Here is a 12,159-nt window from a genome sequence, read left to right on the forward strand (position 1 = left end):
CAAATGGCATTACGCCGATATGCGGATTTATCCCTGCAAGAATAGCCCGTAAGATGCCCCATCACGTGTACAGAAGCTGATCCCCTATGGCACCACGAGTAAAGACCAGCGAGCGCATTGTGCAAACCAGCCTGGAGCTTTTTAACCAGCAGGGCGAGCGCAGTGTGAGCACCAACCATATTGCCGCCCATATGGAAATTTCGCCGGGCAACCTGTACTACCACTTCCCCAACAAGCAGGCGATCATCGCCGTGTTGTTTCGCGAATACGAAGCCCTGGTGGACAGTTTCCTGCGCCCGCCCCAGGGCCGCGCGGTCACGGTCGAAGACAAGCGCTTCTATCTGCAGGCGGTATTGGCCGGCATGTGGCGCTACCGCTTCCTGCATCGCGACCTTGAGCACCTGCTGGAAAGCGACCCGGAACTGGCTACCGGCTATCGGCGTTTTTCCCAGCGCTGCCTGGTCCAGGGCGGCGCTATCTACCAAGGGTTTGTCGACGCCGGCATTCTCAACATGGACCCGGTGCAAACCGAGGCCCTGACCCTCAATGCCTGGATCATCCTCACCTCCTGGGTGCGTTTTTTGTGCACCACCAATGAAAATTCCGCTCACTTGAGCGCCGAGGCGATCAAGCGTGGGGTGTATCAGGTGCTGGTACTGGAGGCGGGTTTCGTCACGCCCCAGGCGAAGGATGCAGTGGATGCCTTGTTCAAAGAATTTTACGTGCCGTTGAATCAGGCATTGGAAGAAGTGAAGTAGGACCTTTCCCGAATCTGTTCATAGGAGTCCGTCATGCCGCTTGCCCAACTGATCAGCCCCCAGCAACTGGCCGAACGCCAGAAGGCCGGCGGGTGGGTGATACTGGATTGCCGTTTTGCCCTGGAGGACCCGGATTACGGACTCTGCAGCTATGCCGAAGGGCATATCGAGGGCGCGCAGTATGCCGACCTGGAGCGCCACCTCAGCGGCCCGGTGACCAAGGGCGTGACTGGCCGTCACCCGTTGCCAGCCGCCCACACCTTCGCCGGGCAATTGCGCGCCTGGGGTATCAACGCCGACACCGACGTGGTGCTCTACGATGACGGCCCCGGCGCCTATGCCGCCCGCGCCTGGTGGTTGCTGGCCTGGCTGGGCAAGCGTGACGGCGTGTTTATCCTGGATGGCGGCCTCAAGGCCTGGCACGCGGCGGGTTTTCCGTTGAGCCTGGACGCGCCGGTGATCGAGCCGGGCAGCTTTGTCGGTACACCGGACAATCGCCTGGTGCTGGATGCCGAGCATCTGCAAAAACGCCTGGGCCAACCTGGCTTGACCCTGATCGATGCCCGCGCCCAACCGCGCTTTCGCGGGGAAGTGGAGCCCATCGACCCGGTTGCCGGCCACATTCCGGGTGCGCAGTGCGCGGCTTTCAATGAAAACCTCGGCAGTGACGGCCGCTTCCTGCCAGCCGAGCAGCTCAAGCAACGCTTCGTCGCTCAATTGCAGGGGCGCTCGCCGGATGATCTGGTGGCGTATTGCGGTTCGGGCGTGACGGCGTGTCACAACCTGTTCGCCCTGAGCCTGGCGGGATATCCGTTGGGCAAGTTGTATGCGGGGTCGTGGAGCGAGTGGATTACCGATCCACAGCGTGAAATCGCCACAGGCGACTGAGTCGATTGAGGGGTAGACCCAATCAAAGGCGGGAGCTGGCTTGTCTGCGATAGCGGCGTGTCAGCCAACCATGAGCTTGCTGGCACTCCCTCATCGCAGGCAGGCCAGCGTGCACATTGTTTAACCGTGTTGTGCCAGCAGCCATTGAGGAATGCGACGTTCCAGGTAGTAACCCGGGCGTCTCAACGAACCCTCCACAAACCCCACGTGCCCCCCCTTTGCCAGCAACTCAAACTCAGTGCACGCCGACAGTTCACTCGCTTCGGGCAGGCTGTGGGCAAACACAAACGGGTCATCGGCCGCCTGGATGATGAGGGTTGGCGCGCGGATGTCACCCAGGTAATAGCGGCTCGACGCGCGGCGGTAATAGTCCTCGGCACTCAAGAATCCGTGCAACGGCGCAGTGACCCGACCGTCGAAGTCCCAGAACGTACGCATTTTCTCCAGTGAGCCCAGGGCTTCGAGGGTCTTGAGCCCATCTGCCCGCCCGTCCTGCAGAAAACGGCTTTGCTTGACGCGGATATACGCCAGCATTTCACGCATGAAATGCTTCTGGTAAACCCGCGAAAAGCCCAGGCCGATACGGTCCGCACACTGGTCGAGGCGAAAGGGCACCGACACGGCCGCCGCGCCTTTGAGCCCGGAGGCCGCGCCGGTTTCTCCCAGATGCTTGAGCAGCACATTGCCGCCCAGTGAATAACCCACGGCATACAGGGGGGCCAACGGCCGCTTGGCCTGCAGGTGGGCAATCGTCGCAGCCAGGTCTTCGCTTGCGCCGGAGTGATAACTGCGTGCCAACAGATTCGGTTCGCCCGAGCAGCCGCGCCAGTTCAACGCGGCGCTGGCCCAGCCTTGAGCGGCAAGTACCTTTTGCAGGCCGGCCACGTAGGGCGAGTTGGAGGAGCCGGTCAACCCGTGCAGCACCAGCACCAATGGCGCTTGCGCGTCATGCGGGCCGTGCCAGTCGATATCGAGAAAGTCGCCATCCGCCAGCCACAGGCGTTCGCGTTGGCGTTCGATGTGGGTGGTGGGGCGCCACAGCGGCCCCCACAGCGTTTGCAGGTGAGGGTTGCCGAGGCCAAAGGCGGGGGTGAAGTTGTTAGCGCAAGGGTTCATGCAGATCTCGGTGGTACCACAAAAGCTCTCGCCTGCAGGTCAGGCGGCGCTGCGTTGCCACAACGCGTAGTACACCCGCCCGGACTTCTGCTCCCGGTGCAGGCGCCATGAAGCCGGCAAGCCCAGGGTGGAGGGCGCCGTCTCGCTTTCAGTGTAGATCCACGCATCCGGCGCCAGCCATTGGCGTTCTTCCAGCAATGCGCACACGGTCGGCAGCAGGTTCTGGTTGAACGGCGGGTCGAGGAATACGACGTCGAACTCGCTGGCAGGCTGGGTTTCCAGGTAGCGCAACGCATCGGCGGTTTGCACCTGGCCGGTGGTGCAGCGCAGGGTGCCCAGGTGTTCCTTTAAGCTGGAAACCGCCACATTACTGGCGTCCAGCGCCTGCCCCAGGGCGGCGCCACGGGACAGCGCCTCCAGGAACAGCGCGCCACTGCCGGCAAACGGGTCCAGTACCTTGGCGCCTGCAATGTAGGGCGCAAGCCAGTTGAACAGGGTTTCACGCACGCGGTCCGGCGTCGGGCGCAGGCCTACGACGTCGGGGAAGCTCAGCTTGCGGCTGCGCCATTCGCCGCCAATGATGCGCAGCTGGCCCACGCCGTTATGGACGTTGTGGACAGGTTTTTTCGGGCGAGATGAACTGGCCATTAATGCTCCGGAACCCCGAGCGGCTGCTCGGCAGGTTTATCAGTGGGGGGCGGTAGTGGCTTTTGCGCAATCGTCGGGCCGGCGGTCACGATGACCATCTTGTCGGCGCTCAAGTGTTTGTTCAATGCAGCCTTGACCTGCTCTACAGTCAGGGCCTGGGATTGTTTCATGAAATCTTCCAGATAGCTCAGCGGCAAGTTATAGAAACCCATGGCGCCCAACTGTCCGACGATATCGGCGTTGCTGGCGGTCGACAGCGGGAAGCTGCCGGCCAGCTCGCGCTTGGCGTCATCCAGCTCTTTTTGCGTCGGGCCGGTCTTGAGGTAGTCGGCCACGACATCCTCGACCAGGCGCAAGGTGCCGCCGCTCATTTCGGCGCGGGTCTGCAGGTTGATCATGAAAGGGCCGCGTACCTGCATCGGCGAGAAGCCGGAGTACACGCCGTAGGTCAGGCCGCGTTTCTCGCGCACTTCGCTCATCAGGCGGGTGCCGAAACCACCGCCGCCGAGGATCTGGTTACCCAGCGACAAGGCGGCATAGTCCGGGTCGGCGCGGTCGATGCCCAGTTGCGCGAACAGCAAGTGCGTCTGCTTGGACGGAAACTCGATACGGCTCAAGCCAGGCTTGGGTTCGGTCGGTTGGGCGATTTTTGGCAGGGCCGGGCCCTTGGGCAGCGATGCGGACACCTTGGCCGTCATGGCTTCGGCTTCGGCACGAGTCAGGTCGCCAACCACTGCAATCACCGCGTTACCCGCTGCGTAAGCCTTGGCGTGGAATGCCTGCAATTGCGCCAGGGTGATCTTCGGGACGCTCTCCGGTGTGCCTTCGGTCGGGTGCGCGTAAGGGTGGTCGCCGTACAGGCGCTTGAACAGCTCAAGGCTCGCCAGCTTGGCAGGGTTCTGCTTCTGGTACTCAAAGCCGGCGAGGATCTGGTTCTTGATCCGTGCCAGGGAGTCGGCCGGGAAGGTGGGTTTGCCGATCACATCGTCAAACAACGCGAGCGCGGCGTCGCGTTTGTCGCTGTCGCTGAGGCTGCGCAGGGACACCAGCGCCATGTCGCGGTACGCTCCATTGCCAAAGTCCGCGCCCAGGCCTTCGAAGTCACGGGCGATCTGGCTCACGTCCTTGCCCGGCACGCCTTCATTGAGCATGGCGTTGGTCATCAGCGCCAGGCCTGGGACGTTGCCGTCCTGGCTGCTGCCGGCGGCGAACAGGATGCGCACGTCGAACATCGGCAGTTCATGGGCCTCGACGAACAGCACTTTGGCGCCCTCGGCGGTGGTCCAGGTCTGCACGTCGAGCGTGCGATTGGTCGGCGCCTTGCCGTCCAGTTCAGCCAGGGATTGCAGCTTGTTGCTCGATTGGGCTTTTTCCAGCGCCGGGCTGGCGACGGACTCGCTCGGGCGCAGGAAGTACACGGCACTGGCGGCGATCAGGGTGACTGCGATCAGGCCGGGGAAGATCAGGCGGCTGCTTTTGCGATCACTCATGAGCGGTCTCCTCAGGCAGGACATGGGCGACGCTGAGACGTTCGCGGGTGAAATAGGTGCGCGCGGCTTTCTGGATATCTTCCGGTGTCACGCTTTGCAGGTCGGCAAGCTCGGTGTCCATCAATTTCCAGGACAGGCCGACGGTCTCCAGGGAGCCAATGGCCGTGGCCTGGCTGGTGATGGAGTCGCGCTGGTAGACCAGGCCGGCGATGACCTGGGCACGGATGCGCTCCAGTTCCTCGGCGGTCGGCGGCTTGGTCTTCAGCTCTTCCAGCAGGCGCCACAGGCCTGCTTCGGCTTGGGCAACGGTCTTTTTCTTCTGCTGGTTGGGCGTCGCGGTCAGCATGAACAGGGTGTCACCGCGGGTATAGGCGTCGTAGTTGGTCGACGCGGCAGAGACCAGTTCTTCACCGCGTTCCAGCTGCTCGGAGATGCGTGCGCTGTAGCCGCCGTCCAGCAAGGCCGAGATCAGGCGCAGGGCCTGCACCGAGCGTTTGTCTTCGGCAGTGGCCAGGCCAGGGACGTTAAAACCCAGGATTACGCTCGGCAGTTGGGTCTGCACATGCATGGTCAGCAGGCGCTCGCCGGGCTCGGCCAGTTCCATCGGGATCTTTGCCGGTGGCACGTCGCGCTTGGGGATTGGGCCGAAGTAGCGCTGGGCCAGGTTTTTCACCTCGTCCGGGGTGACGTCGCCGACCACCACCAGGGTGGCGTTGTTCGGCACGTACCAGGATTGGTACCAGTGGCGCAGTTCTTCGACTTTCATGCGATCCAGGTCGGCCATCCAGCCGATGGTCGGCGTGTGGTAGCCGCTCGCCGGGAACGCCATGGCCTTGAAGCGCTCGTAGGCCTTGGACATCGGGTTGTCGTCAGTGCGCAGGCGGCGCTCTTCCTTGATCACCTCGATCTCGCGGCTGAACTCGTCGGCCGGCAGGCGCAGGCTGGCCATGCGATCGGCTTCCAGCTCGAAGGCGACACCCAGGCGGTCACGGGCCAGTACCTGGTAGTAAGCGGTGTAGTCGTCGCTGGTGAAGGCGTTCTCTTCAGCGCCCAGGTCGCGCAGGATCAGCGAGGCTTCGCCGGGGCCGACCTTGGCGCTGCCCTTGAACATCATGTGCTCCAGGGCGTGGGACAAACCGGTCTGGCCCGGGGTTTCGTAGCTCGAACCGACCTTGTACCAGACCTGGGAAACCACCACCGGCGCGCGATGATCTTCACGTACGACGACCTTGAGGCCGTTGTCGAGGGTGAATTCGTGGGTGGGTTGTGGGTCGGCAGCCAAGGCTGAAAGAGGCAGACAAACTGTACTGAACAGCAGGCCTGCGGCGCGGCGGGCTAGAGCATTCATTCGTTTTTAAACCTGTTGGGCTGCCCGCTTGGTCTTAGCGTCGGCGGGCGAGGAGGTGCTAGGATACTGATCCGACTTAGGGACGGCCACTGCGGCTGTCCTGTTAAGGCCCCATTTTGGCCTTACAAAATGTTGCGCATGAACGAGCTGGCTAAAAAACAGTCTGTTACGCATCGAATTTTATTTACCGACGCGCCCCGTGGCGCGTCGCTACCTTGAGATAGCCGTCTCCATGTTTGGTTCCAACGACGACAAGAAGACCCCAGCTGCGGCTGGCGAGAAAAAAGGCCTGTTCGGATGGCTGCGCAAAAAGCCGCAGGAAACCGTCGACGAACAGCCACAGGTTCAAACTGAACCGGTCCCTGAACCTATAGTAGAAGCCGAACCGGTCGCCGAAACGCCTGCGCCGGTGGTGTTGCCGATGGCTGAGCCGGTTCTGCAGCCGCTCGCCGAGGTAGAGCCTGAACCTGAGCCGGAACCCGCGCACAAGCCGTGGCCGGAACTGCCGGTAGCTGAAGAGCCCGTGGCACTGGTTGAAGATGTGCAGGCCGAGCATGTGGTTCCGCCGATTCCGGTGGTCATTGAGCCGCAGCCGGTTGTCGCTGAAGCACCAGCACCAGCACCCGTGGCGGTCGAGCCAGTGATGGCTGCTCCCGCCATCATCGAAGAACCTGCTGCCCCTGTTGAAACCGGCAAGACCGGCTTCTTCGCCCGTCTCAAACAAGGCCTCAGCAAGACCAGCGCCAGTATCGGCGAAGGCATGGCCAGCCTGTTCCTGGGCAAAAAGGTCATCGATGACGAACTGCTGGAAGACATCGAAACCCGTTTGCTCACCGCCGACGTAGGCGTCGAAGCCACCGCCGTGATCATCCAGAGCCTCACCCAGAAGGTCGCGCGCAAGCAGCTGACCGACGCCGATGCACTGTACAAGTCCCTGCAAGCTGAGCTGGCTGCCATGCTCAAGCCGGTGGAAGCGCCTCTGGTGATCACCCCGAAAAAACCCTTTGTGATCCTGGTGGTGGGCGTCAACGGCGCCGGCAAGACCACCACCATTGGCAAGCTGGCCAAAAAGCTGCAGTCCGAGGGCAAGAAAGTCATGCTGGCGGCGGGTGATACATTCCGTGCCGCTGCGGTTGAACAGCTGCAGGTCTGGGGCGAGCGCAACAAGATCCCGGTTATCGCCCAGCACACCGGTGCCGATTCCGCCTCGGTGATCTTCGATGCCGTGCAAGCCGCCAAGGCCCGGAACATCGACGTGCTGATCGCCGATACCGCCGGTCGCCTGCACACCAAAGACAATTTGATGGAAGAGCTGAAAAAGGTCCGCCGCGTGATCGGCAAGCTGGACGCAGACGCGCCGCACGAGGTTCTCTTGGTGCTAGACGCCGGGACCGGCCAGAACGCCATCAGCCAGGCCAAACAATTCAACCAGACGGTACAACTGACCGGCCTGGCATTGACTAAGCTCGACGGCACGGCCAAGGGCGGCGTGATCTTCGCCCTGGCCAAACAGTTCGGGTTGCCGATTCGTTATATCGGCGTCGGTGAAGGCATCGACGACCTGCGCACCTTTGAGGCCGAACCCTTTGTACAGGCACTGTTTGCCGAGCGGGAGCGTTCATGATTCGATTCGAACAGGTCGGTAAACGCTATGCCAACGGGCATGTCGGCTTGCATGAGCTGAGCTTTCGAGTGCGTCGCGGCGAATTCTTGTTTGTAACCGGGCATTCCGGTGCCGGCAAAAGTACGTTGCTGCGCCTGCTGCTGGCCATGGAGCGCCCGACTACCGGCAAACTGCTGCTGGCGGGCCAGGACCTGGCAACCATCAGCAACGCGCAAATCCCGTTCCTGCGCCGCCAGATCGGCGTGGTGTTCCAGAATCACCAACTGCTGTTCGATCGCACCGTGTTCAATAACGTGGCACTGCCGTTGCAGATCCTCGGGCTGTCCAAGGCCGAGATCGTCAAGCGCGTGGATTCGGCCCTGGAGCGCGTGGCGTTGTCGGACAAGACCGATCTCTACCCCGGCGACCTCTCCACCGGCCAGCAACAGCGCGTCGGCATTGCCCGCGCCATCGTCCACCGCCCGGCACTGCTGCTGGCGGATGAACCGACCGGTAACCTCGACCCGCGCCTGGCGGCCGAGATCATGGGGGTGTTCGAAGACATCAACCGCCTGGGCACCAGCGTGCTGATCGCCAGTCACGACCTGGCACTGATCGCCCGCATGCGCCATCGCATGCTGACCCTGCAACGCGGCCGCCTGATCGGTGACGGGGAGGCCGGCGCATGAGTGCTACACGCAGCCCTAAAGTTTCCGAGCGCGTGGCGCCGAAACCGGCCGACCCGCAACCCCAAAAGAAAAAGCACGATCACGATGATGACGGCCCGGACTTCAGCACCTTGCTGCGCGCCTGGATCGAAAGCCATCGTGCGAGCCTGCTCGACAGCCTGCGGCGCCTGGGCAAGCAGCCGATTGGCAGCTTCTTCACGTGCCTGGTGATGGCAGTGGCCCTGAGCCTGCCGATGGGCCTGTCGCTGCTGCTTAACAATGTGGAGCGACTGGGCGGTTCCTGGCAGCGCGCAGCGCAGATCTCGCTGTACCTGAACATCGATGCCAGTGCCAAAGACGGCGAAACCCTGCGCGATGACATCAAGAACCTGCCGGGCGTGGCGCAGGCCGAGTACATCAGCCGTGACCAGGCGCTGGAAGAGTTCCAGCAACAGTCCGGCCTGGGCGAGGCGCTCAAGGAGCTGCCGCAGAACCCGTTGCCGGGCGTCGTGCTGGTAACGCCGAATGAAGTCGACAAGGCCGCCTTGGAAGCCCTGCGGCAAAAACTCGCAGAGATGCCCAAGGTACAGCAGGCGCAGCTTGATCTAGTCTGGGTAGAGCGCTTGGCGGCCATCCTCAAGCTGGGCGACCGTTTTGTGTTCGGCCTGACAGTGCTGTTGGTGTCTGCATTACTTTTGGTGATAGGTAATACCATTCGTCTTCATATTGAAAACCGCCGCACCGAGATAGAAGTGATTAAACTGGTCGGCGGCACGGACAGCTATGTGCGTCGTCCTTTTCTGTACATGGGCGCGCTTTATGGCTTTGGTGCCGGGATTTTGTCCTGGGGCGTGCTGGCATTTGGCCTGGACTGGCTGAACGACGCGGTTGTCGGGCTTGCCGGACTCTACGGCAGTGATTTCGCGCTGGCCGGTGTGCCGGTAGCCGATGGTCTGAGTCTCTTGCTTGGCGCGGTATTGTTGGGGTATATCGGTGCCTGGATTGCGGTCGCACGGCATTTACGTGAGCTGGCACCGAAGTAGTTAATGTCAGATTAATGTGGTTTCGTTTGTATTGACCGTATTGGTGGTTTAGGGAACTTGTCCTACGGTTCCCGGTCAATTTTCGCAGTGCTTCACTGCACGAGTTATGTGAGTCGGAGGTTTTTTCGTATGACCACTTCTTTGCAACCTGCTTATGCCTTGGTCCCGGGTGCGAACCTGGAAGCCTATGTGCACACGGTAAACAGCATCCCATTGCTGACGCCCGAGCAGGAGCGTGAACTGGCCGAGAGTCTCTACTATGAGCAGGATTTGGGGGCGGCTCGGCAGATGGTGCTCGCCCACCTGCGTTTTGTTGTACATATCGCCCGTAGCTATAGCGGCTACGGCCTGGCCCAGGCTGACCTGATCCAGGAAGGCAACGTCGGCCTGATGAAGGCTGTCAAGCGCTTCAACCCTGAGATGGGTGTGCGCCTGGTGTCGTTTGCCGTGCACTGGATCAAGGCGGAAATCCACGAGTTCATCCTGCGCAACTGGCGCATTGTGAAAGTCGCGACCACCAAGGCCCAGCGCAAACTGTTCTTCAACCTGCGCAGCCAGAAAAAACGCCTGGCGTGGCTGAACAACGAGGAAGTCCACCGCGTGGCCGAAAGCCTTGGCGTGGAACCCCGTGAAGTGCGCGAGATGGAAAGCCGCCTGACCGGCCATGACATGGCCTTCGACCCGGCCGCCGAAGCGGACGACGACAGCGCCTTCCAATCGCCGGCCAACTACCTGGAAGACCACCGGTACGACCCGGCGCGTCAACTGGAAGACGCTGACTGGAGCGACAACTCCAACCACAACCTGCACGAAGCGCTGGAAGTGCTGGACGACCGTAGCCGTGACATCCTCTACCAGCGCTGGCTGGCGGAAGAAAAAGCCACGCTGCATGACCTGGCGCAGAAGTACAACGTGTCGGCCGAGCGGATTCGTCAGCTCGAGAAAAGCGCGATGAACAAGCTGAAACTGTCGATCGCGGCCTAAACACCGCCTGAAAATGTGGGAGGGGGCTTGCCTCCGATAGCAGAGTATCAGTCGACATCACAGTGACTGATCCACCGCTATCGGGAGCAAGCCCCCTCCCACTTTTGTTTTGTGCTGTATCAGTCGGACCAGGGAGCCTTGCGGGAATTGTTCAGCTCCATCAGGTAGCCATCACCACCCAACTGACTCATCTGTTGGCGAATCCACGCCGCCCGCCGTGCCACATACGCCGTCGGATGGCTGGCACTCCACACCCGCGGGTTCGGCAATACCGCCGCCAGATAGCTGGCCTGCTGCCGTGAAAGGCCCTTGGCACTGACCCCAAAGTGATGCCGTGCAGCCGCTTCCGCGCCAAACACCCCTTCATCCCATTCAACGCTGTTGAGGTAGACCTCAAGGATCCGTTGCTTGGGCCACAATACCTCGATCAGGCCGGTAAACCAGGCTTCTAGGCCCTTGCGCAAATAACTGCGGCCCGCCCACAGGAACAGGTTCTTCGACACCTGCTGGCTCAACGTGCTGGCGCCGCGAATCGAGCCACCGCGTTCGTTGTGCAGGATGGCGGCCTGGATCGCACCGAAGTCAAAACCCCAATGCTGCGGGAACCGCTGGTCTTCACCGGCCATCACCGCCACCTTGAGGTCATCGGAGATCTCGTCCCACGGCACCCAGCTGCGCTGCAGGTCAATGGGTTCGCCGTCGAACCAGGATTCGACCTTGCGCTCAACCATCAGCGCGGTGAAGGGGGGCGGGACGACACGAAACAGCAGCACCAGCAGCACACTGCCGATGGCAAACCATTTCACGACGTTGAGAAAGCGTTTGAAGATGAGACGCAGCATAGAGATGGCTTGGCCGAACCCGTTGAGCGGGCCATTATACAGACCCGGCCCTTTGAGTCTGACTGGAGTTCATCATGCTGCGTGGCTTTCTGATGTTGGCTGCCTTTTTCGGCTTCACCGGCGTTGCCCTTGGCGCCTTCGCCGCTCACGGGCTGAAAAACCGCCTGAGCACCGAGTACCTGGCGATCTTCCACACCGGCGTGACCTACCAACTGGTGCACACCCTGGCGCTGTTCGGCGTGGCGCTGCTGGCGGCACATATCCCTGGCCGGCTGGTCGGTTGGGCGGGTATTTCGTTTGTCGTCGGTATCCTGCTGTTCTCCGGTAGCCTGTACGTGTTGACCATGACCGGGATCAGCAAGCTCGGGATCATCACGCCGTTCGGTGGCCTGGCGTTCCTGTTGGGTTGGTTCTTCCTTGGCTTGGCGGCGTGGCGCCTTCAAGCGGCCTGAAGCTTTCTGTTTGAAGCGGACCGGAGGACTTGGGTCATCACCGCCGATCACGCTAGAATGCTGGCCCCTAAAAACGATGGCGGCCCGTGGCATGCGCATTCAGTTGAACGGCGAATCCTTTGAACTGCCCGACGGTGAAACCGTTGCGGCCCTGCTGACCCGCCTGGACCTTACCGGGCGTCGCGTCGCAGTGGAACTCAACCTGGATATCGTCCCGCGTAGCCTGCACGCCGAGACTGCGCTCACCGAAGGTGACCAGGTCGAAGTGGTCCACGCCATTGGTGGCGGCTGATCGCGCAGCTTCCTGAATTCTGCAGAA

Annotated in this window: 13 protein-coding genes; 8 read left to right on the forward strand and 5 right to left on the reverse strand. The window is 61.7% G+C overall.

Translation table 11 applies throughout. The annotated features are described in order from the left end of the window. Positions 1 to 86: 86 nt before the first annotated feature. Together CQ002_RS02300 and CQ002_RS02305 are read left to right on the forward strand one after the other, a co-directional pair. Positions 87 to 758: a TetR/AcrR family transcriptional regulator gene (locus CQ002_RS02300; protein ID WP_034109983.1), complete on the forward strand. Its 672-nt coding sequence runs from the start codon at positions 87 to 89 to the stop codon at positions 756 to 758. A gap of 33 nt (positions 759 to 791) precedes the next feature. Continuing rightward, positions 792 to 1,646 (forward strand): sulfurtransferase, encoded by an 855-nt coding sequence (locus CQ002_RS02305; RefSeq protein ID WP_034109981.1) that lies wholly within the window; start codon positions 792 to 794, stop codon positions 1,644 to 1,646. A 120-nt stretch (positions 1,647 to 1,766) separates the two neighbouring features. On the opposite strand, the gene CQ002_RS02310 is transcribed toward CQ002_RS02305, so the two are convergent. From CQ002_RS02310 to CQ002_RS02325, 4 genes are read right to left on the reverse strand one after another with little or no spacing between them, the layout of a single operon-like run. Continuing rightward, positions 1,767 to 2,762, reverse strand: a complete 996-nt coding sequence (locus CQ002_RS02310) for a hydrolase (protein WP_034109979.1) — start codon at positions 2,760 to 2,762, stop codon at positions 1,767 to 1,769. A 39-nt stretch (positions 2,763 to 2,801) separates the two neighbouring features. Beyond that, on the reverse strand, positions 2,802 to 3,410 hold the full coding sequence (gene rsmD / locus CQ002_RS02315) for a 16S rRNA (guanine(966)-N(2))-methyltransferase RsmD (RefSeq protein ID WP_034109978.1): 609 nt from the start codon (positions 3,408 to 3,410) through the stop codon (positions 2,802 to 2,804). Continuing rightward, positions 3,410 to 4,900 (reverse strand): pitrilysin family protein, encoded by a 1,491-nt coding sequence (locus CQ002_RS02320; protein WP_098467520.1) that lies wholly within the window; start codon positions 4,898 to 4,900, stop codon positions 3,410 to 3,412. The genes rsmD and CQ002_RS02320 overlap by 1 nt, the downstream gene beginning before the upstream one ends. Continuing rightward, complete coding sequence (locus CQ002_RS02325) at positions 4,893 to 6,248, reverse strand: pitrilysin family protein (protein WP_034109974.1); 1,356 nt, start codon at positions 6,246 to 6,248, stop codon at positions 4,893 to 4,895. The genes CQ002_RS02320 and CQ002_RS02325 overlap by 8 nt, the downstream gene beginning before the upstream one ends. 232 nt (positions 6,249 to 6,480) lie before the next feature. Here CQ002_RS02325 and ftsY point away from each other — a divergent pair, with 232 nt between their 5' ends. The 4 genes from ftsY to rpoH all read left to right on the forward strand — a co-directional run bounded on the left by ftsY (position 6,481) and on the right by rpoH (position 10,546). Then, entirely contained in the window at positions 6,481 to 7,872 is a 1,392-nt protein-coding gene (gene ftsY / locus CQ002_RS02330) for a signal recognition particle-docking protein FtsY (RefSeq protein ID WP_105163010.1), read from the forward strand. After that, positions 7,869 to 8,540, forward strand: coding sequence for a cell division ATP-binding protein FtsE (gene ftsE / locus CQ002_RS02335; RefSeq protein ID WP_034109970.1), 672 nt, complete (start codon positions 7,869 to 7,871; stop codon positions 8,538 to 8,540). Before ftsY ends, ftsE begins: the two co-directional genes overlap by 4 nt. Beyond that, positions 8,537 to 9,562 (forward strand): permease-like cell division protein FtsX, encoded by a 1,026-nt coding sequence (ftsX, locus tag CQ002_RS02340; protein WP_034109968.1) that lies wholly within the window; start codon positions 8,537 to 8,539, stop codon positions 9,560 to 9,562. Before ftsE ends, ftsX begins: the two co-directional genes overlap by 4 nt. A gap of 129 nt (positions 9,563 to 9,691) precedes the next feature. Then, on the forward strand, positions 9,692 to 10,546 hold the full coding sequence (gene rpoH / locus CQ002_RS02345; RefSeq protein ID WP_003176698.1) for an RNA polymerase sigma factor RpoH: 855 nt from the start codon (positions 9,692 to 9,694) through the stop codon (positions 10,544 to 10,546). 119 nt (positions 10,547 to 10,665) lie between these two features. Here the strand turns inward: rpoH and mtgA are convergent, their stop codons facing one another. Then, entirely contained in the window at positions 10,666 to 11,388 is a 723-nt protein-coding gene (mtgA, locus tag CQ002_RS02350) for a monofunctional biosynthetic peptidoglycan transglycosylase (protein ID WP_105163009.1), read from the reverse strand. Between the two features lie 74 nt (positions 11,389 to 11,462). Here mtgA and CQ002_RS02355 point away from each other — a divergent pair, with 74 nt between their 5' ends. Next, a complete protein-coding gene (locus CQ002_RS02355) occupies positions 11,463 to 11,840 on the forward strand; it encodes a DUF423 domain-containing protein (protein ID WP_105163008.1) in 378 nt (125 codons plus the stop codon). Between the two features lie 91 nt (positions 11,841 to 11,931). Then, positions 11,932 to 12,132 carry a sulfur carrier protein ThiS gene (gene thiS / locus CQ002_RS02360; RefSeq protein ID WP_015886354.1) on the forward strand — a complete coding sequence of 67 codons (201 nt, stop codon included), beginning with the start codon at positions 11,932 to 11,934 and terminating at the stop codon, positions 12,130 to 12,132. Positions 12,133 to 12,159: the final 27 nt, after the last annotated feature.

The sequence above is a fragment of the Pseudomonas sp. MYb13 genome (assembly GCF_002980075.1).
Taxonomy (GTDB): domain Bacteria; phylum Pseudomonadota; class Gammaproteobacteria; order Pseudomonadales; family Pseudomonadaceae; genus Aquipseudomonas; species Aquipseudomonas lurida.